24 protein-coding genes and 1 other annotated feature are annotated in these 23,904 nt (G+C 66.6%); of the genes, 19 read left to right on the top strand and 5 right to left on the bottom strand.

Annotated elements, in window-relative coordinates; genetic code table 11:
• Nucleotides 1-20: 20 nt before the first annotated feature.
• Nucleotides 21-212, top strand: a complete 192-nt coding sequence (locus tag ACO05N_RS08715) for a DUF1192 domain-containing protein (RefSeq protein WP_422056720.1) — start codon at nt 21-23, stop codon at nt 210-212.
• 140 nt (nt 213-352) lie between these two features.
• Complete coding sequence (gene clpA, locus ACO05N_RS08710) at nt 353-2,665, top strand: ATP-dependent Clp protease ATP-binding subunit ClpA (RefSeq protein WP_422056719.1); 2,313 nt, start codon at nt 353-355, stop codon at nt 2,663-2,665.
• Nucleotides 2,666-2,771: 106 nt separating this feature from the next.
• Here the strand turns inward: clpA and ACO05N_RS08705 are convergent, their stop codons facing one another.
• The gene (locus tag ACO05N_RS08705) at nt 2,772-4,268 is read right to left on the bottom strand and encodes a SulP family inorganic anion transporter (protein ID WP_422056718.1); all 1,497 of its coding nucleotides are present in this window, start codon (nt 4,266-4,268) and stop codon (nt 2,772-2,774) included.
• Between the two features lie 55 nt (nt 4,269-4,323).
• Nucleotides 4,324-4,379 (bottom strand) — a sequence feature (sul1 is cis-regulatory element that is thought to sense ions involved in sulfur or methionine metabolism; They are found in Alphaproteobacteria).
• A 118-nt stretch (nt 4,380-4,497) separates the two neighbouring features.
• The gene (locus ACO05N_RS08700; RefSeq protein WP_422056717.1) at nt 4,498-4,887 is read right to left on the bottom strand and encodes a UrcA family protein; all 390 of its coding nucleotides are present in this window, start codon (nt 4,885-4,887) and stop codon (nt 4,498-4,500) included.
• A 184-nt stretch (nt 4,888-5,071) separates the two neighbouring features.
• Between ACO05N_RS08700 and ACO05N_RS08695 the strand changes: the two genes are divergently transcribed.
• The 3 genes from ACO05N_RS08695 to ACO05N_RS08685 all read left to right on the top strand — a co-directional run bounded on the left by ACO05N_RS08695 (nt 5,072) and on the right by ACO05N_RS08685 (nt 8,799).
• Nucleotides 5,072-6,760: a diguanylate cyclase domain-containing protein gene (locus ACO05N_RS08695; protein WP_422056716.1), complete on the top strand. Its 1,689-nt coding sequence runs from the start codon at nt 5,072-5,074 to the stop codon at nt 6,758-6,760.
• 62 nt (nt 6,761-6,822) lie between these two features.
• Nucleotides 6,823-7,032, top strand: a complete 210-nt coding sequence (locus ACO05N_RS08690) for a hypothetical protein (protein ID WP_422056715.1) — start codon at nt 6,823-6,825, stop codon at nt 7,030-7,032.
• 36 nt (nt 7,033-7,068) lie between these two features.
• Nucleotides 7,069-8,799 carry a long-chain-fatty-acid--CoA ligase gene (locus ACO05N_RS08685; RefSeq protein WP_422056714.1) on the top strand — a complete coding sequence of 577 codons (1,731 nt, stop codon included), beginning with the start codon at nt 7,069-7,071 and terminating at the stop codon, nt 8,797-8,799.
• Nucleotides 8,800-8,857: 58 nt separating this feature from the next.
• On the opposite strand, the gene ACO05N_RS08680 is transcribed toward ACO05N_RS08685, so the two are convergent.
• Nucleotides 8,858-10,219 (bottom strand): NAD-dependent succinate-semialdehyde dehydrogenase, encoded by a 1,362-nt coding sequence (locus ACO05N_RS08680; RefSeq protein WP_422056713.1) that lies wholly within the window; start codon nt 10,217-10,219, stop codon nt 8,858-8,860.
• Nucleotides 10,220-10,305: 86 nt separating this feature from the next.
• Here ACO05N_RS08680 and ACO05N_RS08675 point away from each other — a divergent pair, with 86 nt between their 5' ends.
• The 8 genes from ACO05N_RS08675 to ACO05N_RS08640 all read left to right on the top strand — a co-directional run bounded on the left by ACO05N_RS08675 (nt 10,306) and on the right by ACO05N_RS08640 (nt 16,207).
• Nucleotides 10,306-10,551 carry an exodeoxyribonuclease VII small subunit gene (locus ACO05N_RS08675; protein ID WP_422056712.1) on the top strand — a complete coding sequence of 82 codons (246 nt, stop codon included), beginning with the start codon at nt 10,306-10,308 and terminating at the stop codon, nt 10,549-10,551.
• Nucleotides 10,548-11,459, top strand: coding sequence for a polyprenyl synthetase family protein (locus ACO05N_RS08670; RefSeq protein ID WP_422056711.1), 912 nt, complete (start codon nt 10,548-10,550; stop codon nt 11,457-11,459). The genes ACO05N_RS08675 and ACO05N_RS08670 overlap by 4 nt, the downstream gene beginning before the upstream one ends.
• A 104-nt stretch (nt 11,460-11,563) precedes the next feature.
• A complete protein-coding gene (gene coaD / locus ACO05N_RS08665) occupies nt 11,564-12,070 on the top strand; it encodes a pantetheine-phosphate adenylyltransferase (protein WP_422056710.1) in 507 nt (168 codons plus the stop codon).
• 273 nt (nt 12,071-12,343) lie between these two features.
• Nucleotides 12,344-12,988 carry a peptidylprolyl isomerase gene (locus ACO05N_RS08660; RefSeq protein WP_422056709.1) on the top strand — a complete coding sequence of 215 codons (645 nt, stop codon included), beginning with the start codon at nt 12,344-12,346 and terminating at the stop codon, nt 12,986-12,988.
• 46 nt (nt 12,989-13,034) lie between these two features.
• On the top strand, nt 13,035-14,072 hold the full coding sequence (gene queA / locus ACO05N_RS08655) for a tRNA preQ1(34) S-adenosylmethionine ribosyltransferase-isomerase QueA (RefSeq protein WP_422056708.1): 1,038 nt from the start codon (nt 13,035-13,037) through the stop codon (nt 14,070-14,072).
• Nucleotides 14,069-14,545, top strand: coding sequence for an EF-hand domain-containing protein (locus ACO05N_RS08650; protein WP_422056707.1), 477 nt, complete (start codon nt 14,069-14,071; stop codon nt 14,543-14,545). Before queA ends, ACO05N_RS08650 begins: the two co-directional genes overlap by 4 nt.
• A 47-nt stretch (nt 14,546-14,592) precedes the next feature.
• On the top strand, nt 14,593-15,546 hold the full coding sequence (locus tag ACO05N_RS08645) for a cation diffusion facilitator family transporter (protein ID WP_422056706.1): 954 nt from the start codon (nt 14,593-14,595) through the stop codon (nt 15,544-15,546).
• Nucleotides 15,539-16,207: an HAD hydrolase-like protein gene (locus ACO05N_RS08640; RefSeq protein ID WP_422056705.1), complete on the top strand. Its 669-nt coding sequence runs from the start codon at nt 15,539-15,541 to the stop codon at nt 16,205-16,207. The genes ACO05N_RS08645 and ACO05N_RS08640 overlap by 8 nt, the downstream gene beginning before the upstream one ends.
• Here ACO05N_RS08640 and ACO05N_RS08635 read toward each other — a convergent pair.
• Nucleotides 16,181-16,795 (bottom strand): cupin domain-containing protein, encoded by a 615-nt coding sequence (locus ACO05N_RS08635; protein ID WP_422056704.1) that lies wholly within the window; start codon nt 16,793-16,795, stop codon nt 16,181-16,183. The two genes, ACO05N_RS08640 and ACO05N_RS08635, sit on opposite strands and share 27 nt — an antisense overlap.
• A 28-nt stretch (nt 16,796-16,823) precedes the next feature.
• Between ACO05N_RS08635 and tgt the strand changes: the two genes are divergently transcribed.
• The 6 genes from tgt (at nt 16,824) to ACO05N_RS08605 (ending at nt 23,116) form a co-directional block, all read left to right on the top strand.
• On the top strand, nt 16,824-17,945 hold the full coding sequence (gene tgt, locus ACO05N_RS08630) for a tRNA guanosine(34) transglycosylase Tgt (RefSeq protein WP_422056703.1): 1,122 nt from the start codon (nt 16,824-16,826) through the stop codon (nt 17,943-17,945).
• A 50-nt stretch (nt 17,946-17,995) separates the two neighbouring features.
• Nucleotides 17,996-18,196: a hypothetical protein gene (locus ACO05N_RS08625; RefSeq protein WP_422056702.1), complete on the top strand. Its 201-nt coding sequence runs from the start codon at nt 17,996-17,998 to the stop codon at nt 18,194-18,196.
• A 136-nt stretch (nt 18,197-18,332) separates the two neighbouring features.
• The gene (locus tag ACO05N_RS08620) at nt 18,333-19,064 is read left to right on the top strand and encodes a M16 family metallopeptidase (RefSeq protein WP_422056701.1); all 732 of its coding nucleotides are present in this window, start codon (nt 18,333-18,335) and stop codon (nt 19,062-19,064) included.
• Nucleotides 19,013-21,172, top strand: a complete 2,160-nt coding sequence (locus ACO05N_RS08615) for a M16 family metallopeptidase (RefSeq protein ID WP_422056700.1) — start codon at nt 19,013-19,015, stop codon at nt 21,170-21,172. Before ACO05N_RS08620 ends, ACO05N_RS08615 begins: the two co-directional genes overlap by 52 nt.
• The gene (locus tag ACO05N_RS08610) at nt 21,169-21,942 is read left to right on the top strand and encodes a hypothetical protein (protein ID WP_422056699.1); all 774 of its coding nucleotides are present in this window, start codon (nt 21,169-21,171) and stop codon (nt 21,940-21,942) included. Before ACO05N_RS08615 ends, ACO05N_RS08610 begins: the two co-directional genes overlap by 4 nt.
• A 130-nt stretch (nt 21,943-22,072) precedes the next feature.
• Nucleotides 22,073-23,116, top strand: a complete 1,044-nt coding sequence (locus ACO05N_RS08605; RefSeq protein ID WP_422056698.1) for a cell wall hydrolase — start codon at nt 22,073-22,075, stop codon at nt 23,114-23,116.
• Between the two features lie 61 nt (nt 23,117-23,177).
• Here the strand turns inward: ACO05N_RS08605 and ACO05N_RS08600 are convergent, their stop codons facing one another.
• Nucleotides 23,178-23,762 (bottom strand): hypothetical protein, encoded by a 585-nt coding sequence (locus tag ACO05N_RS08600; RefSeq protein WP_422056697.1) that lies wholly within the window; start codon nt 23,760-23,762, stop codon nt 23,178-23,180.
• Between the last annotated feature and the right edge of the window lie 142 nt (nt 23,763-23,904).

Below are 23,904 nucleotides of genomic sequence, written 5' to 3'. Positions count from 1 at the left end.
TGCCGTCCGACCTTTCGGGTATGGAAGACGATCTTCCCCGCCGCACCGACGATCCCGCCGCCCTGCTGGCGCGTCAGGATCTCGACCCGTTTTCGGTGTCGGAGCTAGAGGCGCGGATCGCGCTGCTCGAAACCGAAATCGCGCGCTGCCGTACGATCATTCAACGCGCCGTTAACCATCGCGCAAGCGCGGATGCCTTATTCAAGCGATGAGTGGAGCACCGATCCCCGGGCGTCACGCTATAAGAGTCTTGGGGACAGGTGCGGCGCTTGATGCACGGTGCAACACTCCCGACATAGGGGATGCACGGGCCGCGTGTCTCTCTTCTTCGGCCCGACTGGAGTAAAGCCGAATGCCTAGTTTCGCTTCCGCCCTCGAATCCACCCTTCACCGCGCGCTGGAAGCCGCCAGCTCGCGTCGCCACGAATATGCGACGCTCGAACATCTGCTGCTGGCGCTGGTGGACGACGAACATGCGTCCAAGGTGATGGGTGCGTGCGGGGTGGACCTGGCTGAGCTGAAGACCACCGTCGCCCATTATCTCGATACCGAGCTTCAGGCGCTGCGCGTCGATCAGCAGACCGATCCCTCGCCGACCAGCGGATTCCAGCGCGTCGTCCAGCGCGCGATCCTGCACGTCCAGTCGTCGGGCCGCGACGAAGTGACCGGCGCCAACGTCCTCGTCGCGCTGTTCAGCGAGCGTGAGAGCTATGCCGTCTATTTCCTGCAGCAGCAGGACATGAGCCGCCTCGACGCGGTCAGCTATATCAGCCACGGCGTCGGCAAGGGTTCGACCCCGGTCGAATCCGCCCCGCCCAAGGGCGCGGAAGAGGACAAGGCGCAGAAGAGCGACGGCAAGAAGGGCGAGAGCGCGCTCAAGCAGTTCACCGTCAACCTCAATGAAAAGGCCAAGACCGGCAAGATCGATCCGCTGATCGGTCGCGGCCCCGAAGTCGACCGCACGGTTCAGATCCTGTGCCGCCGCAGCAAGAACAACCCGCTCTATGTCGGCGATCCCGGCGTGGGCAAGACCGCGATCGCGGAAGGCCTGGCGCGCAAGATCATCGAGGGCGACGTCCCCGAAGTGCTCAAGGAAGCGGTGATCTATTCGCTCGACATGGGCGCGCTGCTCGCCGGCACCCGCTATCGCGGCGATTTCGAGGAGCGGCTGAAGCAGGTCGTGTCGGAGCTGGAAAAGCTGCCCCATGCGGTGCTGTTTATCGACGAGATTCACACCGTGATCGGCGCTGGCGCCACCAGCGGCGGCGCGATGGACGCGTCGAACCTGCTCAAGCCCGCGCTGTCGGGCGGTTCGATCCGCTGCATCGGTTCGACCACCTACAAGGAATTCCGCAACCACTTCGAAAAGGACCGCGCCCTGCTGCGCCGGTTCCAGAAGATCGACGTCAACGAACCGACGATCGAGGATACGATCAAGATCCTCGCCGGCCTGCGCTCGGCGTTCGAGGATCACCACAACGTCAAATACACCCCCGACGCGATCAAGTCGGCGGTGGAGCTGAGCTCGCGCTACATCAACGACCGCAAGCTGCCAGACAAGGCGATCGACGTGATCGACGAGGTCGGCGCGATGCAGATGCTGGTGCCCCCGTCCAAGCGCAAGAAGACGATCACCCCCAAGGAGATCGAAATGGTCATCGCGACCATGGCGCGCATCCCGCCGAAAACCGTGTCGAGCGACGATACCAAGGTGCTGGCGAACATCGAAACCGACCTCAAGCGCGTCGTGTTCGGTCAGGACAAGGCGATCGAGGTGCTGTCGTCGGCGATCAAGCTCAGCCGCGCTGGTCTGCGCGATCCGGAAAAGCCGATCGGCAACTATCTGTTCAGCGGCCCGACCGGCGTCGGCAAGACCGAAGTGACCAAGCAGCTCGCCGAACTGCTCGGCATCCCGCTGCAGCGCTTCGACATGTCCGAATATATGGAGCGCCACTCGGTCAGTCGCCTGATCGGCGCGCCTCCGGGCTATGTCGGCTATGATCAGGGCGGCCTGCTCACCGACGCGATCGATCAGAACCCGCATTGCGTGCTGCTGCTCGACGAAATCGAAAAGGCGCACCCGGACCTGTTCAACATCCTGCTGCAGGTGATGGACAACGGCAAGCTGACCGACCATCACGGCAAGACGGTCGATTTCCGCAACGTCATCCTGATCATGACGACCAATGCCGGCGCGTCCGACATGGCGCGGGAGAGCATCGGTTTTGGCGAAATCAGCCGCGACGATGTTCAGGAAGACGCGGTGAAGAAGCTCTTCACCCCCGAATTCCGCAACCGTCTCGATGCGATCGTGCCGTTCGACTATCTCCCGACCAAGGTGGTCGAGCGCGTGGTGGAGAAGTTCATCCTCCAGCTCGAACTCCAGCTCGCCGACCGCAACGTCCATATCAGCCTCGACGATGAGGCAAAGGCGTGGCTCACCGAACGCGGTTACGACAAGCTCTACGGCGCCCGCCCGATGGGCCGCCTGATCCAGGAAAAGATCAAGCAGCCGCTGGCCGAGGAACTGCTGTTCGGCAAGCTCGTCCATGGCGGCGAGGTCGAGGTGAAGCTGAAGGACAATGCGCTGACCTTCGCGATCACCCCGGCGGCACCGAAGGGATCGAAGAAGGGCGGCAAAAAGGCCCCGGCCAAGGCGAAGTAAGCCGTCGCGGCAACGCGAACCACGAAACCGCCCCGGTGAAAGCCGGGGCGGTTTTGCTTTAGGGGACAACCAGCATTCTAATGCCCCCAATCGCGTTCGCTTCGGGTCAGTGGGGCGCCAGCCCCATCTCGACCCCGGTTTTGTCGTGGAGCGCGAAGCGATCGACGATGTCCGCGCTCGCCCGATTATATCCGATGACCCCGACGTCCCGACCCGCTGCGCGCAGCCGCGCCACGATCTTGTCCAGCGCACCCACCCCCGAAATGTCCCAGAAATGCGCGCCGGAGACGTCGATTGTCACGCGCGCGGCGCTGTCCTCCGACTGAAATGCCCGCGTGAAGCGGTCGACGGAGGCAAAGAAGATCTCGCCGTTCACCCGATAGACCGCTTCCGTCCCATCGGCAGATTGCGCGCGCTCGACGGAGAACATGCGCTGCACCTTGCTCGCGAAGAAGATGCCGGAGAGCAGCACCCCCGCCAGCACGCCAAGCGACAAATCATGCGTCGCCACGACCACCACCACCGTCGTCAGCATCACGATCGACGATGGCAGCGGGTGACGGCGCAAATTGGGGATCGAGTTCCAGCTGAACGTCCCGATCGACACCATGATCATCACCGCGACCAGCGCGGGCATGGGGAGGCGTCCGACATAGGGGCCAAGCACCGCGAGCAGGAATAGAAGAAACGCTCCGGCGACGAACGTCGACAGCCGCCCGCGCCCGCCCGATGTCACGTTGATCACCGATTGCCCGATCATCGCGCAACCGCCCATCCCACCGAAGAATGCGGCCACGATGTTCGACCCGCCCTGTCCGGCACATTCCTGTCGCTTGTCGCTGTCGGTATCGGTCATGTCGTCGACAATCTGTGCGGTGAGCAGCGATTCGAGCAGACCGACCGCCGCCATCGTCACCGAATAGGGAAGAATGATCCGCAGCGTTTCGAGCGTCAGCGGAACCTGTGGCAGCGCGAAGCTGGGCAGGCCTTCTGGAAGTCTACCCATGTCGCTGACCGTATTGACCGGCAATCCGAACGCGATGCTGACACCGCTCAGGATCAGGATGGCGCACAGCGGCGAGGGGATCGCCTTGGTCAGCCGGGGAAGGCCGTAGATGATCGCCAGGCCCGCCGCGACCATTGCATAGGTCTCCCAGCCGACGTTGATGAGTTGCGGCAGCTGCGCGAGAAAGATCAGGATGGCGAGCGCATTGACGAACCCGGTGATGACCGAACGCGACACGAACTGCATCACCAGATCGAGCCGTAACAGCCCCGCGGCAATCTGGATCAGCCCCATCAGGATCGTCGCGGCGAACAGATACTCCACGCCATGATCGCGCACGAGCGGAACGACCAGCACGGCAACGGCGGCAGTCGCGGCCGAAATCATGCCGGGTCGTCCGCCAATCAATGCAATCACCATCGCAATCGCGACGGATGCATACAGGCCAACGCGCGGATCGACCCCGGCGATGATCGAAAAGCCGATTGCCTCGGGGATCAGCGCAAGCGCCACGACGATGCCCGCCATGATGTCGCGGCGGGCAGCGGCGCCGTCAGTAAACCACTGGCGACGATAAGCAGAAAAATCGAATGTCATCTGAATTCCACAACAGGGCACATGGCGCATATGGCGCGGAACAAGCGGTGCGTGTTGTTGTCCGGCGGATCGGCGGCCGGAATAGCCACCCGGAATTTCACCGGGTCCTTGCGAATAGCGGCCCCTTACCGGGGGGAACGCCGCGATGCAATCGCGCCGTGCCGCAACCGCTGTCCGCGTCGATGGCCGCCGCGCACAATGCTGGCCTCAGAGTCCCTGGCGCGTTGCGCTAATCCCGCACCACCACCACCGTAACCCCCACCGGCACCACCGGCGCACTCCACGCCACCGGCGGCGCGCACCGCTCCCGACACCCCCGCAGCTGTGCCGCGCGTTCGTCCGCCAGCCGCCGCCATGTCCGCGCCTCCCGGATCAGCCGGTCGACCTGCCACTCGGTGCTTTGCCACGCCCCGTCCGCGCATCTGCGGTCGCGCCCGCAGATACGCTTCACCGCATGGTCGATCCGCGCCGCCAGGATGTCGATCCCGGCCTCGGTCGACAGGTCCAGCCCGGCGGCCGGAACCGCGATCCGGCGCGTCTCGGAACGCGCACCCGCCATCGCCGGGCCGGTCAGGCTCAATGCAGCCGCCATGGCGGCGATCAGGTGTATCGGTGTCATCGCAACCCTCGCTGCGCGCAGATTACCGGAATGCGTATGCCGCGTTAACCAGCCATCGCCGCGCCCCCGTCCCGCCATCGGACAGGCTTTGCATGCACTTGTGCCGCCCCGCATCCGGCCGGACGGGTTGGAACAGTGCAGGATGTTAACTGCTTCTTCGGTTTCGGCGGTTTAGTTGCACGATATGACAAGGGGGCTCGTCACGCTGCTGGGACTCGCGGTCGCGCTGGCCGCGTTCCTCACGATTCCGGCGCAGGCGCGTCCACCTGGCTGGAGCGCCGGCACCACCGGCCGCCCGCTCGCCACCTGTATCCGCCGCGCCGCGCCCGGTGACGATCCGCGCGCCATCGCCCGCGATCTTGCCGGGTTCGATTGCGCGACCCCTCAAAAGGCATTCGGCAGCGGCGATTTCTGGGTGATCTCCGAGCCCATTGGCGAACGCTCGCGCTCGCGCCGCCCGCTCAACGCGCGCATGCTCAGCCTGTGGCAGGGACAGGTTACCCTGCACGTGCTCTACCAGGGCGGGCGGATCGAAACCATTTCCGACACGCCGGTCGGCCTGAGCAAGCGGATTCAACTGGGCGCCATCGTCGAATATCCGCTGCCCCGGCTGCGCGCGCCGGTCGACCGGCTGTTGTGGAAGGTTGAGGGCGCCAGCAACTTCCACGGCGTGGTGCGCAATCTGCGCGTCGCGACCCAGACCGAAAGCGATCGCGCGAACCTGTTCATGGCCGCGCTGTACGCCGCGTTCGGCGGTCTGTGCATTGCATTGCTGACCTACAATCTCGCGCTGTGGGCAACCCTGCGCTACCGTTTCCAGCTCGTCTATGCGGCGATGGTTTCGGCGCTGCTGGCCTATGCCTTCACCTCGTCGGGCGCCTTTGCCTGGCTGTTCCCGGATATTGCCAATACCACGCGCCTGCGATTCAACTATCTGTTGCTGACGATGACGGCGACATCGCTGCTGTGGTTCGCGCGCACCTTTTTCGAGGAGCATGTGTTCGGGCCGCGGATGCGCATGTTCGTGCGCTTCAACATGATCGCGCTGCTGTCATCCGGGACCGTCTTCGCGCTCTTCGCCCCGCTTGCGCCGAACCTGCTCAATACCGTCTACAACGCGGTCTTTGCCGCGATGATGCTGCCGGTCCTCGCGATTCTGCTGTCGGCATGGCATCACCGCTCCAATTTCCTGTGGCTGTTCGGCATCGCCTGGGGTGCCCCGATCGTGGCCGGCTGTCTGCGCGTGCTCAATGCGCTGGGGGTGGTGCCGTGGAGCTTCTGGCTCGACAACTCGACCCTGCTCTCGATGGCGGCCGAGGCATTGCTGTCGTCGATTGCCATCACCTACCGCATCCGCCTGCTCAGCAGCGAGCGCGACGCCGCGCTCGCCGCCGAGACGGTTGCGCGCCGTCTCGCCGATCTCGACCCGCTCACCGGCCTGCTCAACCGCCGTGCCTTTCTTGGCAATGCGATCGGGCGCGACGGGCAGCAGACGCTGCTGATCCTCGACCTCGACCGGTTCAAGGCGGTCAACGACACGATCGGCCATGACGGCGGCGACGAGGTGCTGCGCACGGTCGCCCGCACGCTGCGCATGCTCGCCCCCGAAACCGCGCTGATCGCCCGCATCGGCGGCGAGGAATTCGCGCTGCTGTGCCACGCCGATCAGCCGGTCGATCCCGACACGCTGCTTGCCCGGCTGCGCGCGACGCGCATGCCCTTTGACCTGCGCGTCACCGCCAGCATCGGCGGCGCGCATGGGTCGATCACCACCGAGCGCGACTGGAAATCGCTCTACCGCGCGGCGGATGAGGCCTTGTTCGACGCCAAGTCCGCCGGCCGCGACCGCGCCCGGACCGCGATCGCCGCCTGACCGGCAATTCAGCTTTCGTTCAGCCCGTTTCTGCCCTAAGGCGCGCCCATCAGGAGGGCATGATGGACCAGATCAACAAGCGCAGGATCGTTCTGGCCGCCAGCGCCGCTGCGCTGCTCGTCACGGCCGCGACCGTGCATCCGACTGCCGAGTTCGAGATCCTGACGCACGAGCTCACCGACAAGACCCCGCGCAAGTTTCAGGCCGCGGTCGATACCGGCATCCTCGCCGTCTCGGTTCTCTACACCTGGACCGAGCGCACGCTGCGCTAGCTTGCGTTTCCGATGCGCTTGCTTACACTCGTGTAAATGAGCGATCCCGAGCACGCCTGGCGCACCAATTACCGTCACCCTGGTCCGTGGGACCAGGCCCTGCCCCCGCTCTCCATGGTCGATGCGTTCGAGGAATCGGCGCGGCGCAAGGGCAATGCCCCGCTGCTCGACTTTCTCGGCCGTCATTACAGCTTTGCCGAAACGCTCGACGGCGCGAACCGCGTTGCCTGTGGGCTCAAGGCGCTTGGCTATGGCCCGGGCGACCGCATCGGCCTGTTCCTGCCCAACGTCCCCCATTATGTCGCTGCCTATTACGGCATCCTCAAGCTCGGCGCGACGGTGGTCAATTTCTCGCCGCTCTACAGCGTCGATGAACTCGCCGCGCAGGTCGCCGACAGCGGCACCCGCCTGCTGTTCACGCTCAGCGCCACCGCCCTGCTCCCCACCGCGCTCAAGGTGCTGGACAAGAGCGGCCTCGAGCGCCTGATCGTCGGATCGGTCGCCGGGGCGCTGCCGCCGACCAAGTCGATCCTCTACCGCCTGTTCAAGCGCGCCGAAGTGGCGGAGAAGCCCAACGACCCGCGCATCACCGCCTTCTCGCAGCTGATCGCCAATGATGGCGCGTGCGTCGCGCCGCAGATCGATCCCCAAACCCATCTCGCGCTGATCCAGTACACCGGCGGCACCACCGGCGTGCCCAAGGGCGCGATGCTGACCCACCAGAATCTGTCCGCCAATGCGCGACAGGTGGCAAAGCTCGACCCCGATCTCGGCTCCAGCCTCGACCGCGTGCTCGGCGTCCTCCCCTTCTTCCACGTCTTCGCCAACACCTGCGTGCTCAACCGCACCATCCTGACCGGCGGCGAGATCGTGATGCTCCCCCGCTTCGACGCGGCACAGGCGCTGGCGGCGATCAACCGCACCAAGCCGACCGCGCTCCCCGGCGTGCCGACGATGTTCCAGGCGCTGATCGACCACCCGCACGCCAAGTCCACCGACTGGTCGAGCCTCAAATATTGCATTTCCGGCGGCGCCCCCCTGCCCGCCGAGCTGAAAAAGCGCTTCGAGGCCGAAACCGGCGCGACGCTGATCGAGGGCTACGGTCTGTCCGAAAGCTCGGGCGTCGTCTCCGCCAACCCCTATCGCGGCGAAGGCAAGTCCGGCACCATCGGCCAGCCGATCGTCGCCACCCGCGTGCGCCTGGTCGACAAGGAAGATCCCTCACGCGACGCGCCGCAGGGCGAGCCGGGCGAAATCGTCCTCGCCGGCCCCCAGATCATGGCCGGATACTGGGACCGTCCCGAAACCGACAACACCACCTTCTGCCACGACGCGAACGGCACCCGCTGGCTGCGCACCGGCGATGTCGGCCAGATCGACGAAGACGGCTTCATCAAGATCGTCGATCGCCTCAAGGACATGATCTCGGTCGGCGGGTTCAAGGTCTTCCCCAAACATGTCGAGGAAGTCCTCTACCATCACCCCGCGATCAAGGAGGCGCTGGTCGTCGGCATGCCCGACCCCCGCATGGGCGAAGTCCCCCGCGCCTATGTCGCGCTGAACGAAGACGCGGAGCAAGTGACCGGCGACGACCTGCGCGCGTGGCTCAACCCGCAAGTCGGCAAGCACGAGCGCGTTGATGCGGTGGTGGTGCGGAAAAAACTGCCCAAGACGATGATCGGCAAGCTGAGCCGCAAGGATCTGCTACTGGAAATCGCGGCGGAGGGGGGGCGTCCTGAGCCCCTCCCCTTCAGGGAAGGGGCTTGACCCCATCGAATGGTTAGCCGTCACGCGTGCCGGGGGGACTTTCGGGGCCGATCTCCCCTCAATCCCCCCGCATCTCAGCCTTCAAGTTCATAAACTCATGCAGCCCCCACGGCCCCAGCTCGCGGCCGTGCCCCGACAGCTTCACCCCACCGAACGGTGCGCCCGGCACCGACGCCAGCATCTGGTTCACCGCGGTCATCCCCGCCGCGATATCGCGCACCAGCCGCGCCTGCTCGTCGGCATCGTTCGTCCACACGCTCGACCCGAGGCCATAGGGCACGTCGTTCGCCAGCGCGATCGCGTCATCCAGCGACTCCGCCCGGAACAGCATCGCGACCGGCCCGAAAATCTCCTCCTTCGCAAAGTCCGCCTCGGGATCGACATCGGTCAGCACGCCCGCACGCATCCATGCGCCATCACGGTCGATCTTCTCGCCGCCATGCAGCGTCGCGCCCGCCGCAACCGCATGCTCCAGCTGCTTCAGCACCGTGTCGCGCTGCTCGACGCTTGACAGCGGCCCCATGTCGACCCCGTCCTCCATCGGATCGCCAATCTTCACTGCCTCCATCGCCGCGACAAACTTCTCGGCAAAGGCGTCGTACACATCGGCATGCACGATCATCCGCTTGGCGCAGATACAGCTTTGCCCGGCATTCTGGATGCGCGCCTTCACCGCCGTCTTCACCGCCGCGTCCAGATCGGCGGAGGGCATGACGATGAACGGGTCCGACCCGCCCAGTTCCAGCACCACCTTCTTGAGCGCCCGCCCCGCCGCCTCCGCGACCTTGGCCCCCGCCCCCTCGCTCCCGGTCAGCGTCACCGCGACCACGCGCTTGTCGGCGATGATCCGCGACACCTTGTCCGACTTGATCGGAAGATTCTGGAACAGCCCGTCCGGCGCGCCCGCCGCCTGCACCATCTGCTGGATCAACGCGGCCACGCCCTGGGTCAGCGACGCATGCTTCAACAGCCCGACATTGCCCGCCAGTATCGTCGGCGCCAGCCAGCGCACCACCTGCCAGTACGGAAAATTCCACGGCATGATCGCGAGGATCGGTCCGAGCGGCAGCCAGTGCGTCACCACCCGCCCGTTCGGCAGCGCGATCTCCTCGCCCTTCAGAAACGCCGGCCCATGCTCGGCATAATAGCGGAAGCCCGAAACGCATTTCTCCACCTCGGCCACCGCCGACGCCAGCGTCTTGCCCATCTCCCGCGTCGCAGTCTCGGCAAGGTGTTGCTTCCCAGCCTCGAACCGGTCCGCAATCGCGTTCAGCAACGCCACGCGCTGCGCGACCGGACTCACCCGCCACGACGCAAATGCCGCGTCCGCACGCACCAGCGCTGCCTCGACGCCATCGCCGTCCAGTTCCTCGAAGCTCTCGCCCGGTTCGCCCGTCGCCGGATTGATGCTGGTAAACATGCGCGCACTCCTTTGCAGGCTATATGGGAACGCTCCGCCAATCGCGGGAGGTTGAATTGGTTCCGCCGCCATCGCATAGCATCGCCATGACCGACCCGATCGACATCGCCGCCCTGTCCTTTGAAGACGCCCTTCGCGAACTCGAGCGGATCGTCGGACAGCTCGAAACCGGCGATGTGCCGCTCGACCAGGCGATCACCCTGTACGAGCGCGGCGACGCGCTGCGCCGCCAGTGTCAGGCCCGCCTCGACGCGGCGCAGGCGCGGATCGAACAGGTGCGCGCCGACGCCAGCGGCAACGTCACCGGCACCACTCCCTTCGCCGCAGGATGAGCGCGGACGTGGCCGACGCCAGCCAGACCCTCGAAACCGCGCTGCGCGATGTCGCCGCCGAGATCGACCGTCAGTTCGACCAGTTCCTTGCCGTCCCCGCCGACCCGCGCGCAAAGCTTTATGAAGCGATGCGCCACGCCGCGATCGGCGGCGGCAAGCGGCTGCGCCCGCTGCTCACCTTCGCGACGGCGCAGCTGTTCGCGGTCGACCGCCGCTGCACCGCGCGCGTCGCGACGGCGATCGAGGCGATCCATGTCTATTCGCTGATCCATGACGATTTGCCCGCGATGGACAATGACGATATGCGCCGCGGAAAGCCGACGGTGCACAAGGCATTCGATGAGGCGACCGCGATCCTCGCCGGCGACTGCCTCCACGCGCTCGCCTTCGAAATCCTCGCGGATCCCGCCACCCATGCCGACCCGTTCGTCCGCGCCGAGCTGATCGCCGATCTCGCGCAGGCATCCGGCCCCTCGGGCATGGCGGGCGGTCAGATGATGGATCTGGTCGCGGAGCACACCAGCTTCGACCTCGCCACCGTCACCCGCTGCCAGGCGCTCAAGACCGGCGCGCTGATCGCCTGCTCGGTTGAGGCCGGCGCGATCCTCGGCCGCTTGCCTCCGGAGGGCCGCACCGGCCTGCGCGGCTATGCCCGCGACATCGGCCTCGCCTTCCAGATCGCCGACGACATCCTCGACGTCGAGGGCGATCAGGACGCGGTCGGCAAGCAGCTGCGCAAGGACGAGGCCGCGGGCAAGGAAACCTTCCTCTCGCTGCTTGGCATCGACCGCGCCCGCGAACAGGCCCGGCTGCTGGTCGATCAGGCGATCGAACATCTCCACAGCTACGGCCCCGAAGCCGACCTCCTGCGCGCCATCGCCCGCTTCGTGCTCGAGCGGGATCGGTGACAACATATCAAGCCGTCACCCCAGCGAAAGCTGGGGTCTTCCGCCACATACGCCGCGCCTGCGGCACAAGAAGCCAGTTTTCACTGGCATGACGAGGTAGCGTTATGACCACCCGCACCGGCGTCTATCCCGGCACCTTCGATCCGATCACGCTCGGCCATATGGACATCATCCGGCGCGGCGCGAAGCTGGTCGACCGCCTTGTCATCGGCGTGACCACCAACCCGTCGAAGAACCCGATGTTCACGGTCGAGGAGCGGATGGACATGGTCCGGCGCGAGGTCGCGGACCTCGACGGCGAGATTCACGTCGTCAGCTTCGATTCGCTACTGATGGACTTTGCCGAGCGTGAGGGCGCGAGCATGATCGTGCGCGGCCTGCGCGCCGTCGCGGATTTCGAATATGAATATCAGATGGCGGGGATGAACCAGCAGCTCAACGGCCGCATCGAAACCGTCTTCCTGATGGCCGATGTCTCGCTCCAGCCGATCGCCAGCCGCCTGGTCAAGGAAATCGCCCTGTTCGGCGGCGAGATCGGCAAGTTCGTTCCCCCCACCGTCCGCGACGAAGTGGTCGCCCGCGTGGATAAAATCGGTCGCAAGGGCAGCTGATGCCTCAAGATCCTCCCTCGCAAGGGGGAAGATAGAGACGAGCCGGAAAAATCCGCTTTCCTACAAACCCCCAACCGGCATAGCCTCGAATCACGATCGCCGAACGCTGTGCCTCCATGGCCGAAAGCTGACAGAATAAAGCGCGTTGCCCGTAACGTTGTCAGCTTTCGGTGCGGTCGTGATTACCGGTTTCGACGCCCGCCGCATTCACTTTGCCGCAAGCGGCGATTTGCTCTAAGCCGCTCCAGTTTTGTAAGTCCGGTGGGGATGTCGATGCGTCTTGTTGCCCTGTTTCTTGCCCTGCTGACGTCGCTGTTCGCGATGCCGGCCGCGGCCCAATATGTCCCCGCCCCGACCGGGCGCGCCGCACCGCCCGCGACGACGGACAAGGAGAATCTGTGGATTCTCGACCTGTCGACCGGCGGTCGCGTCACCATCTGGCTGCGCCCCGATGTCGCGCCCAAGGCGGTCGAGCGGATCAAGGAACTGACCCGCCGCAAATTCTATGACGGCCTCATCTTCCACCGCGTGATCGACGGCTTCATGGCGCAGGGCGGCGATCCCAAGGGCGATGGCACCGGCGGCAGCGACCTCCCCGACCTGCCCAAGGAGTTTAACTACCTCCCCCATGTCCGCGGCGCGGTCGCCGCGGCGCGTGCGGAGGATGAGAATAGCGCGAACAGCCAGTTCTTCATCATGCTGAGCCCGCGCCTTCAGCTCGACCAGAAATACACCGTGTTCGGCCGCGTGCTCGACGGCATGCAATATGTCGACGCGATCCCGCGCGGCGAGCCGCCGGCGAACCCCGCCCGCGTCGTCCGCGCCTATATCGCCGCCGACAATCCCCCCCCATATGCAGCCGCGCCGGCAACCCCGGTGACCGAACCGGCTGCGCTGCCCGCAGGCCCAGGCAAGTGACGGCAATTCCTCCCCTGCACCGCAGGGGAGGAATGAGAAGTATCGAATGAACGTCGACCTGTTCGATTTCGACCTGCCGCCCGAGCGGATCGCGCTGCGCCCGGCAAGTCCCCGCGACTCGGCGCGTCTGCTGGTGCTCGACGGGCAAGCGACCGAAGACCGCAGCGTCGCCGACCTCCCCGCCCTGCTCCGCGCCGGGGACATGCTGGTGTTCAACGACACCCGCGTCATCCCCGCCCAGCTCGAAGGCACGCGGGGCGAGGCGAAAATCGGCGCAACACTGCACAAGCGCGAAGGGCCGCGTCACTGGGTCGCCTTCATTCGCAACGCAAAGCGGCTGAAGGTCGGCGACACCATCGATTTCGGCAACGGCGTGACCGCGACTGCCGAGGCGCGGCACAACGATGGCAGCTTCACCCTGTTCTTCCCCGGCGACGAACCGGTCGAGCTGCTGCTTGAGCGCGCCGGACGCATGCCGCTGCCGCCCTATATCGCAGCGAAGCGCCCTACCGACGCGCGCGACGCCGAAGATTACCAGACGATGTTCGCCAACGAACCCGGCGCCGTGGCCGCGCCGACCGCGGCGCTGCACTTCACCCCGGGCCTGATGGCCGCGCTCGACGCCGCCGGGATCGGGCACACCACGCTGACGCTGCATGTCGGCGCAGGCACCTTCCTGCCGGTCAAGGCCGACGATACCGACGACCACAAGATGCACGCCGAATGGGGCCGCATCGACGCCGCCACCGCCGACCGCCTCAACGCCGTCCGTTCCGCCGGGGGCCGCGTCATCGCCGTCGGCACCACCAGCCTGCGCCTGATCGAAAGCGCGGCGGGCGAAGACAATGTCATCCGCCCGTTCGAAGGCGACACGTCGATCTTCATCACCCCCGGTTACCGCTTCCGCGGCATCGACGGCCTGATCACCAACTTCCACCTGCCGCGCTCGACCCTGTTCATGCTGGTATCGGCACTGATGGGGCTGGATCGGATGCAGGCTGCCTATGCGCATGCCATCGCCACCGGCTATCGCTTCTACAGCTATGGCGATTCGAGCCTGTTGCTGCCGGAGACACGCTTATGATCGCCGCCCTCGCCCTGCTCGCTGCGTCCCAGACCGCGCCCGCACCGGCGACGCCGCCCCAGCCGGGTGCCGCCCCCGCCCCGATCCCACTGATGATCGCCGAGCCGGTGGCGATGGCGATCGCGACGTTCGACAGCGATCAGGACGGCATCATCACCCGCGCCGAGTTTGACGCAGGAGTGCGCCGCAGCTTCGAGCTCAGTGCCAAGGGCCAGCCCGCGCTCGGCTATATCGCGTTCGGCGACTGGTCGGAGCGGTGGCTGGGCAACCGCAACGCGCTGCCCAGCCCGTTCGAGGTCGATGGCGATGGCGACAATCGCATCACCCTGCCCGAGCTTCAGGCGCGCTTCGACCTGTTCTTCACCCGCTTCGACACCGACAAGGACGGATCGCTCCGCCGCAGCGAGTTGCTGACGGTTCGCGCGATGCCGACGCCCGGCCAGCAGCCCGACCGTCGCCGGCGCGACCGCTGAACCGATGTCCTAGCATCTCCTGCCGCACTGCGGCTAAGGTTGGCGCGATGCACGGCTCTCACCATCATCACGGCCCCGCCGGGCATAGCCATTCGGGCCATGGGCATAGCCATGCGCCTGTCGATTTCGGCCGGGCCTTCGCGATCGGGACCGTGCTCAACCTCGGCTTCGTGCTGGTCGAGGGGCTGGCGGGCATCGCCACCGGATCGATGGCGCTGCTGGCCGATGCCGGGCACAATCTCTCCGACGTTCTCGGCCTGCTGATCGCCTGGGGCGGCGCCTCGCTCGCCAAGCGCCCGGCATCGCGCCGGTTCACCTATGGGCTGAGCAGCTCGACTATCCTCGGCGCGCTCGCCAATGCCGTGCTGTTGCTGTTCGCGGTGGGGGCGATCGCGCTGGAGGCAGTCCAGCGGCTCGGCTCCCCCGCCCCCGTCCCCGGTGCCACGGTGATGATCGTCGCGGGCATCGGCATCGTCATCAACACCGCCACCGCCCTGCTGTTCATGCGCGGCAGCAAGCATGATCTCAACATCCGCGGCGCCTATCTCCACATGACGGCCGATGCCGCCGTATCCGCTGCCGTTGTCGTCGGCGGCGCGTTGATCCTGTTCACCGGCAAAGCCTGGATCGACCCTGCGCTCAGTCTGCTGATCGTCGTCGTGATCCTGTGGAGCACCTGGGGCCTGTTGCGCGACTCGGTGGTGATGGCGCTGCACGCCGTCCCGCCGGGCATCGATGCCGAGCAGGTGGAGGAGACGCTGGCGACGCTACCCGGCGTCGCGCGCGTGCACGACCTGCACATCTGGCCGATGAGCACGACCCAGGTCGCGCTGACCGCGCACCTGCAGATGCCGGACGGCCATCCCGGCGATGCCTTCCTGCACGATGTCCAGCACCGGCTGGAGCATGAACATGGCATCCACCACATCACGCTGCAGATCGAGATCGGCGACGGCGACCCCTGCCATCTCCAAGGCGGGCACGGTGCCGCGCATGACTGACGCGACCCAGCCGCTGCGACTGGTCATTTTCGATTTCGACGGCACCCTGTCCGACAGCGGCAGCTGGTTCCTGTCGGTGATGGATCACCTATCCGACCGCTACGGGTTCCGCCCCGTCCTGCCCGAAGAGGTCGAGCCGCTGCGCAAGATGACGTCGCGCGACGTTATCAGCCATCTGCGCATCCCACGCTGGAAGCTGCCCTTCATCGCCCGCTATGTCCGCAAGCTGTTCGGGCTCAACACCGACAAGGTGCATCTGTTCGCCGGCGTCACCGACATGCTGGCCGCGATCGAGGCGATGGGCATCCCGCTCGCACTCGTCACATCGAACAGTGAGGCGAATGCCCGCGCGGTGCTCGGCCCCGAAAATGCCGCGCGGTTCAGCTGGTGGGCATGCGGCGCGTCGCTGTTCGGCAAGGCGCCCAAGTTCCGCTCGGTCCTGCGCCAAAGCGGCATTCCGCCCGAGCAGATCATTTCGCTCGGCGACGAGACCCGCGACATCGATTCTGCCCGCGAAGTCGGTATTCGCGCCGCCGCAGTGCTGTGGGGTTATGCCGAACCCGAGGCGTTCGCGCACCTCAACCCAGACCTCGCCTTCGCGACGCCCGCCGATGTCGTCGCCTATGTCGCCGCCTCAGCCAAGGTGGACCGCCAGCCATAGGGTCGGCCCGTCCGGGTCGGTCCGCGTCACCCAATGCCGCGTGCCGCCGGGGATCAGCAAATGATCGCCCGGTGCCAGCGGTGTCTCGGCGCTATCCTTGAACCGGATCGCCGCGCTGCCCTGCAGCAGGATGACCCACTCGTCCGCGTCCTGCACCATCGGCGCATCTTCCGGCGTCGCCTGCCCCAGCGACACGATCCGCTCGATCCGCACCTTGGGCCGCGCGAGCAGATCGGTGAACACCTCGCCACGCTTCGCCGAGGGTAGACGCGCGAACAGATTGTCGAGCTTCAGCTTGCGCAGGCGCGGCCTGGGCGCTGGCTCGGGCGGCGGCGGGGCCTTGCGCTTGGGCAATCCCTTCGCCGCCTCCTGCCAGTCGCTGCGCATCGCGCCGCGGAGGTAGGTCTGGATGTCCTCCGCGCTCGCGGTCAGCCCATCCGCGCCGAAGCCGAACAGCGTCTTGCCCGCCGCGTCAGTCAACCCGAACTTGCCGAAATCGCCGCCCGGCTTGCGCCGCCGCGATTTGACCAGCTTCAGGCCGCGGTGGCGCGCGGATTCGCGCAATGCATCGTCAGCTTCGCTTGCCATTATCCCCTCAACGCAGCATCGGACTGCTATGTCCCGTTTCACCTTCACCATCCACGCCACCGACGGCAAGGCGCGCACCGGCACGATTCACATGCAGCGCGGCGAAATCCGCACCCCCGCCTTCATGCCGGTCGGCACCGCCGCCACGGTCAAGGCGATGAAGCCGCAGGATGTGCGCGCGTCGGGCGCCGACATCATCCTCGGCAACACCTATCACCTCATGCTCCGCCCCAGTGCCGAGCGGATCGACCGGCTCGGCGGCCTGCACGGCTTCATGGGCTGGGACCGCCCGATCCTGACCGACAGCGGCGGCTATCAGGTGATGAGCCTCTCCGAGCTGACCAAGCGCAGCGAAGAGGGCATCGTCTTCAAGTCGCACCTCGACGGCACGCGCCACATGCTCAGCCCCGAACGCTCGATGGAGATTCAGCGGCTGCTGGGCTCCAACATCGTGATGGCATTCGACGAACTGGTCCCGACCACCTCGACCCGCGAGGTTCAGGCGGCCGCGATGGAGCGCTCGATGCGCTGGGCGAAGCGGTCGCGCGACGCGTTCGACGCGGGCGGCGCGCATGCCGCCAACAATGCGCTGTTCGGCATCCAGCAGGGCGCACTCGACGAAGGGCTGCGCAAGGCCAGCGCCGACGCGCTGCTCGACATCGGTTTCGACGGCTATGCCGTGGGCGGCCTCGCCGTCGGTGAGGGGCAGGAGGCGATGTTCGGCTGCCTCGACTATGCGCCCGGCCAGCTCGACGCGACCAAACCGCGCTACCTGATGGGTGTCGGCAAGCCCGACGACATTGTCGGCGCGGTCGAGCGCGGGATCGACATGTTCGACTGCGTCCTCCCGACCCGCTCGGGCCGCACCGGCCAGGCGTTCACGCGCAACGGCCCGATCAACATCCGCAACGCGAAGTTTGCCGAGGATCAGACCCCGCTCGACCCCGAATCGCCGGTCGCCGGGTGGAGCAAGGCCTATCTCCACCACCTCGTCCGCTCGGGCGAGATTCTGGGCGCGATGCTGATGACCGAGCATAATCTGTGGTTCTATCAGCGGCTGATGGCCGACCTGCGCGCCGCGATTGCGGAAGGCCAGCTGACCGCCTTCGCGAACGATTTCCGCGCAGCATATTATGGCGGTCGCGACTGATTGCACCCGCTCCGCCGCTGTCCTACTCCTGTGCCACCAAGGAGTATCCAGTGACCGACAAGACCGACGAAACCGCCAACGAGATCACCGCTGCCGCCCGCCAGGCGCGCGAGATTGCCGAGCGCGCGGAAGGCACTCCGCAGCCCGGTGATGCGAAGAAATGGCCGCTGGCCAAGATCGGCATCGGTATCGGCTCCGCCGCCCTCGCCGCCGCGGTGATCTACGCTGCGCGCAGCCGCAAGAAAGACTGACCTTCATATCCCCCTCCCGCTCGCGGGAGGGGTTAGGGGAGGGCCTGTCCTCCCCGATCCGGTTTGAGACAGGCCCTCCCCCTGCCCCTCCCGCAAGCGGGAGGGGAGTTTGAAGTCCAAAAACCAGGAGACCCGAATGCGCCTGACCCGCACCGCGCTGTATCTCAGCGCCGCCCTCCTCCCCTTCGCCGCACAGGCGCAGCAGGCGGCTCCCGCCGCTGCCCCCGCCACGCAGCCGCAAATCGCCGTCGCCCCGCTCAACTTTACCGAGCGGACGTTGCCCAACGGACTCAAAGTCTATGCGGTCCGCGACACCAGCACCGCCAACGTGTCGGTCCAGGTGTGGTATGATGTCGGCAGCAAGGACGACCCCGCGGGCAAGTCGGGCTTTGCCCACATGTTCGAACATCTGATGTTCAAGGGCACGAAGAATCTGGTCGATGAACAGATGGACCGGCTGACCGAGGATGTCGGCGGCTACAACAATGCCTCGACCAACTCGGACTATACCAATTATTTCGAAGTGGTCCCCGCCAACCACCTCGAACGCCTGCTGTTCGCCGAAGCCGACCGCATGGCGAGCCTCGTGGTGGATGAGAAGGTGTTCGCCTCCGAGCGCGACGTGGTGAAGGAAGAGCTGCGCAGCCGCGTGCTCGCTTCGCCCTATGGCAAGCTCTTTTACATCTACTTCCCGAACATCAGCTATTCGGTGCACCCCTATGCCGCCCCGGCATCGGCAGCATCGAGGATCTCGACGCCGCGACGATCGGCGACATCCGCGCCTTCCACGCCACCTATTACCGCCCCGATAATGCCGTGCTGGTCGTCGCAGGCAATTTCGATCCGGCCCAGCTGGACAAATGGGTAGACAAATATTTCGCCCCGATCGCGAAGCCCGACCGCCCGATCCCACGCGTCACCGTCGCCGAACCGCCGCGCACGACTGCGGTGCGCAAGACGGTCTATGAAGCCAACACCCCGCTGCCGGCCGTGTTGCTCAGCTATCAGCTGCCGCCCGACAATCATCCCGATCTGCCTGCGCTGACGGTGCTCGACGGCATTCTGTCGGGCGGCGCAAATTCGCGCCTCTACCGCAACCTCGTCTATCGCGATCAGCTGGCAGCCCAGGCCGGCACGTTCCTCGACACGCGCCAGTCGACCGGCGCCTATGCGATGTACGCGATCCTCGCCGGTGGAAAGGCGGCTGACGCCGGCGAGGCGGCGATGCGCCGCGAAATTGCCGAACTGCGCGACAAGCCGGTCAGCGCCGCCGAACTGGCCGAGGCGAAGAACGAGATCCTGACCAGCGCGCTCAAGAGCCGCGAAACGGCGGAAGGCAAGGCATCGACCCTCGCCGCATCGATCATCGTCAGCCGCGATCCCAAGGCGGCGGACCAGCAGCTCGCCGCGATCGCCCGCGTCACAGCCGCCGATGTCCAGCGCGTCGCGCGCCAATATCTCGGCGACAACCAGTCCGCCGCGCTGACCTACCTGCCCGAAGCGCCGGGTGCGAAGGGCGACAGCGTCGGTATCGCCGACACGGTCCAGGTCGCAGCTCTGGTCGCGCCCAAGGACATCGTGATCCACACTCAGGCCAGCCCGGAGACGCGCATCGCGGTCCCCGCCCCCGGCGCGCCGGTCTCGCCGACCATCCCGACGGCGTCGGAAAGCAAGCTCGCCAACGGCATGCGCCTGATCGTGGTGGAAAAGCGTGACCTGCCGATCGTCACAGCCACCGTCGTCTCGCCCGCAGGCGGCACGCGCGACCCGGCGGGCAAGGCCGGCACCGCGTCGCTTGCCGCAGCGCTGCTGACAAAGGGCACGACCACCCGCTCGGCCGAACAGATCGCGCAGCAGATCGAATCGCTCGGCGGATCGATCGGTGCCGGGGCCGACTGGGACGCCGCCTTCGCCACCGTCACGGTCAAGGCTGATCAGGTCGAACCCGCGCTCACCGTCCTCGCCGATGTCGCGCGCAACCCGGCGTTCGCGCAGGAAGAACTCGACCGCGCGCGCAAGCAGACGGTCGATGGCGTGTCGGTCCAGCTCAAGGATCCCGCCGCGCTCGCCGGCATCGCCGCCAGCCGCGCGGTGTTCGGTAACCGCGCCTATGGCAACATGCTGTCGGGCACCCCCACCTCGCTACCGCGCATCACCCGCGATGACGTGGCCAGCGCCTATGCCCGCGCCTGGAGCCCTGACCAGTCGGCGCTGGTTGTGGTCGGCGACATCGCTGCCAAGGATGCAACCGCGCTAGCGCAAAAGCTGTTCGGCGACTGGAAGCCCGGCAACGTCACCTACGTTGCCGCACCGGTCACCGCAGCGCCCAAGCCGCGCGTCATCGTCGTCGATCTGCCCGAGGCGGGTCAGGCCGGCGTCGTCGTGGCGCGTCCGGGCATCGCGCGCACCGACAAGGATTTCTACGCGGCACAGGTCGCCAATGCCACGCTCGGCGTCGGCTTCACCTCGCGCCTCAACCGCGAAATCCGCATCAAGCGCGGCCTTGCCTATGGCGCGGGCAGCAGCGTCGACGCCCGCCGCCAGCCCGGCATCGTCACCGCCTCGACCCAGACCAAGAACCCCTCCGCGCCGGAGGTGGTCAAGCTGATCGCGGAGGAGATGGCCAAGCTCGGTGCCGCCCCGGTCCCCGCCGCCGAACTCGATTCGCGCAAGGCGGTGCTGATCGGCAGCTTCGGCCGCCGCATCGAACGCACCGACGGCATCGCCGGCGCACTCGCCGATTATGTCGCTGACGGCGTCGCGCTCGGCACGCTGCAAAGCTACATCCCGTCGATCCAGAGCGTCGATCCGGCAGCAGTGCAGGCGGCGGCAAAGCGCGTGCTCGATCCCGCCAGCGCCAGCATCGTCGTGGTCGGCGACGCCAAGACGTTCGTCGATGAACTGCGCAAGACCTACCCCCAGCTGGAGGTGATCCCGGCAAGCGCGCTCAACCTCGACAATGCGACGTTGAAGTGATCGGCGCGGCGGTCCTGCTCGGCGTTGCCGGCCAGGCCGCCGCTCCCCCGGTGGCCGCACCGCCGGCGGGCTGGCGGGAGGCGATGGTCCGGCACGACACCGCGCGCCGGATCGCCGCCGACCTGCCATCGGAACCGCGTCGCTTTCGGTTCCAGTGCAGCGCGGCGCAGGTCCTGCGCCGCCCCTATCGATGGGTGCCGCCGAAATGCATTACGGCGCGGGAGCGTCCGGTCACCGATCCCAAGCGCTTCGCCGAGCTCGCGCGGACAGAGGCCGCCGCGCCCGAAATGACTGCCGACGACCGCTGGCGGCGCACCGCGTGGCTGCGCGTGATGCTGCTTCACGCGTCAGTCGAACCCGTGAGCGAACAGTTCACGACGTTCTTTGTCGATGAAGCGGTTGCGTCCACCGATCTGCTCGTAACGCCGCCGTCGCGCGGTGAGGCGTTACGCTCCGACATCGTGTTTGCGGTCAAACCCCGAATGATCGCATATCCGCTACAGGCCTTGCGCACCTTCGCTCAGGGTCAGGTCGATCTTCGATGCACCGTGATTGGCGAAGGACGGCTGCACTGCGAAAGCATGACGCCCTATCTGCCCGACCCGCTCGTGCGTCCAGACGGCGGCCTTGGCCCACAGGATCAGTTCCACCTGGTTTCTGCCGCGATGCGCTCCGCCCTTTCCGGCGTCGTGGCACCGCTCACCCTTGATGGGCGGCCGAGTGCAGGGTTGAGCTTCACCTTCTCGGTGACTTTCCGCATCAACGACTGATCCCTTAAATTACTTTAACTATCAATCGTTTCACCCCGGGACGCGCCGGAATCGGCAGCAGAATTTAAACCTCCGCCACGCTATGGCGCAGGCTCGGGATTCTCCCGGCGGGACGAGCATGCTGCGGCGGATGACACGGATACAGCTGAGGGGCCTTGCGGCGGCGCTGATCGCGTCGCTGATCGGTGCCGGCTTTTCCGCGCATGCCGGGCTGACCGTGCTGCACGCGTCGGAACAGGGCGCGCAGCGCGCCGGGCCGGAGCCGACCGGCTATGAAGCCGACGATCACTTTCCCGGCGCGGCCTTTTACCAACTTGCCGATGACGATGCCGCCGTCCCCTCGGCCCCGGGCGCGACCGGCACGGTCGAGCTGCCCGACGCGCCCGTTCCCGACGGCGCGGTGATCGACCCGACCATCCGCCCCGCCCCGCCGTTCGAGCTGCGCGGATCGGCGCAGGACAAGGCGCACGCGCTGCAATGCCTGACCACCGCCATCTATTACGAGGCCGCCACCGAGCCCGATGACGGCCAGCGCGCGGTGGCACAGGTGATCCTCAACCGCGCGCGCCACCCGACCTTCCCCGCCACCATTTGCGGCGTGGTCTATCAGGGGTCGGAACGCGCCGGTTGCCAGTTCAGCTTTGCCTGCGACGGGTCGATGGCGCGCAAGCCGTCGCGCCAATATTGGGACCGCGCCGCGCGCGTCGCATCGGCGGCGCTGGCGGGCGAGGTGTTCGCGCCGGTCGGCATGGCAACGCATTACCACACGCACGCCGTCACCCCGCGCTGGAATACCTCACTGGTGATGACCGGCGTGTTCGGCGCGCATTTCTTCCATCGCTGGAAGGGCTATTGGGGCACCGGTGCTGCCTTCACGCAACGCTATCGCGGTGGGGAGCCGGTGCCGGGCCCGAAGGCTCAGGTCGCAGCCGTCCCAGCCCCGGATACCGCCAAGCCCGCGCCGCAGCCGACTCCCGTCGCGGCGGTCGGCGCCATCCAGCGCCCGGGCAATCCCTTGCTCCGTCCGGCCCCCGCAGTGCCGATGCCCCGCACCGAACGCCCCGCCCCGCGCCGTTCCGAAGCGGAGAGCGGCGACCCGCTGCCACGCTACGCCGAACCCGCCGACTCGCAGGTGCTCGACCGCTGGAAGGACAGCGGCAAGCCGATCCGCTGACGCGAAACGGCCCCCGCACCGGGGTGCGGAGGCCATCGTCGTTACAGGTTACTGCTCGGGCTTAGCGACGATTCTGCCAGTCGCGACGCTCCCAGCGGATCTTGCGCGCCAGCACGTCGAAGCGCCGGTCGAGATCGGCCCGCTCGGCGACCGTCAGGCCCGGAGCGGTCCGGCGATAGCGCGCCTCCAGCGCCACGATCCCGCGGAACTCGGCCCGCAGGCGAACCGCCTCGGCGCGGGTCAGCTGGCCGCTGCGCACGCCCTGGTCGATCCGACGGTCAAGCTGCGCCTGACGCTGGTTGATGTTCCACCAGCCATTACCGGCGCCCTGATTGTCCTGGCGCTCCGCGCGGATCTTGCGCGACAGCGCGTCGAAGCGGCGGTCAAGGTCACGGCGCTCGGCCATGGTCAGGCCCGGTGCCGAGCGGCGATAGCGGATTTCAAGGTCCGCAATGCCGCGGAACTCTGCGCGCAGACGCGCCGCCTCGTTCCGGTTCAGCTGGCCGGTGCGCACGCCCTGGTCGATCCGCTGATCGAGCTGCGTCTGGCGCTGGTTGATGTTCTGCCATCCGGCCTGCGCGGTTGCGGCGGGAACGGTAGCGGCGGCGATGCCGATACCGGCAATCATCAGTGCGAACTTCTTCATCGAATGTCTCCTCTTCAAATTCGTGGCCGCATCGGCGGCTGTGCTCGTTATGGGCAGCGGGTGTCGCAGCGATTTGGCGAGAATGTCGTTATTGTGTCGCGGCGTGTCGCACCGGCGACAGGTCCGTTCAGATTCGTTAACG

The organism is Sphingomonas sp. (assembly GCF_965227385.1).
GTDB lineage: Bacteria > Pseudomonadota > Alphaproteobacteria > Sphingomonadales > Sphingomonadaceae > Sphingomonas.
The sequence above is the reverse complement of the archived record's forward strand: the minus strand, read 5'-3'. Positions and strand labels throughout refer to the sequence as shown.

Coding starts and splice junctions, on each gene's coding strand:
- ACO05N_RS08715 (WP_422056720.1), top strand. CDS start 21: ATGGAAGACGATCTTCCCCGCCGCACCGACGATCCCGCCGCCCTGCTG.
- clpA (WP_422056719.1), top strand. CDS start 353: ATGCCTAGTTTCGCTTCCGCCCTCGAATCCACCCTTCACCGCGCGCTG.
- ACO05N_RS08705 (WP_422056718.1), bottom strand. CDS start 4,268: ATGACATTCGATTTTTCTGCTTATCGTCGCCAGTGGTTTACTGACGGC.
- ACO05N_RS08700 (WP_422056717.1), bottom strand. CDS start 4,887: ATGACACCGATACACCTGATCGCCGCCATGGCGGCTGCATTGAGCCTG.
- ACO05N_RS08695 (WP_422056716.1), top strand. CDS start 5,072: ATGACAAGGGGGCTCGTCACGCTGCTGGGACTCGCGGTCGCGCTGGCC.
- ACO05N_RS08690 (WP_422056715.1), top strand. CDS start 6,823: ATGGACCAGATCAACAAGCGCAGGATCGTTCTGGCCGCCAGCGCCGCT.
- ACO05N_RS08685 (WP_422056714.1), top strand. CDS start 7,069: ATGAGCGATCCCGAGCACGCCTGGCGCACCAATTACCGTCACCCTGGT.
- ACO05N_RS08680 (WP_422056713.1), bottom strand. CDS start 10,219: ATGTTTACCAGCATCAATCCGGCGACGGGCGAACCGGGCGAGAGCTTC.
- ACO05N_RS08675 (WP_422056712.1), top strand. CDS start 10,306: ATGACCGACCCGATCGACATCGCCGCCCTGTCCTTTGAAGACGCCCTT.
- ACO05N_RS08670 (WP_422056711.1), top strand. CDS start 10,548: ATGAGCGCGGACGTGGCCGACGCCAGCCAGACCCTCGAAACCGCGCTG.
- coaD (WP_422056710.1), top strand. CDS start 11,564: ATGACCACCCGCACCGGCGTCTATCCCGGCACCTTCGATCCGATCACG.
- ACO05N_RS08660 (WP_422056709.1), top strand. CDS start 12,344: ATGCGTCTTGTTGCCCTGTTTCTTGCCCTGCTGACGTCGCTGTTCGCG.
- queA (WP_422056708.1), top strand. CDS start 13,035: ATGAACGTCGACCTGTTCGATTTCGACCTGCCGCCCGAGCGGATCGCG.
- ACO05N_RS08650 (WP_422056707.1), top strand. CDS start 14,069: ATGATCGCCGCCCTCGCCCTGCTCGCTGCGTCCCAGACCGCGCCCGCA.
- ACO05N_RS08645 (WP_422056706.1), top strand. CDS start 14,593: ATGCACGGCTCTCACCATCATCACGGCCCCGCCGGGCATAGCCATTCG.
- ACO05N_RS08640 (WP_422056705.1), top strand. CDS start 15,539: ATGACTGACGCGACCCAGCCGCTGCGACTGGTCATTTTCGATTTCGAC.
- ACO05N_RS08635 (WP_422056704.1), bottom strand. CDS start 16,795: ATGGCAAGCGAAGCTGACGATGCATTGCGCGAATCCGCGCGCCACCGC.
- tgt (WP_422056703.1), top strand. CDS start 16,824: ATGTCCCGTTTCACCTTCACCATCCACGCCACCGACGGCAAGGCGCGC.
- ACO05N_RS08620 (WP_422056701.1), top strand. CDS start 18,333: ATGCGCCTGACCCGCACCGCGCTGTATCTCAGCGCCGCCCTCCTCCCC.
- ACO05N_RS08605 (WP_422056698.1), top strand. CDS start 22,073: ATGACACGGATACAGCTGAGGGGCCTTGCGGCGGCGCTGATCGCGTCG.
- ACO05N_RS08600 (WP_422056697.1), bottom strand. CDS start 23,762: ATGAAGAAGTTCGCACTGATGATTGCCGGTATCGGCATCGCCGCCGCT.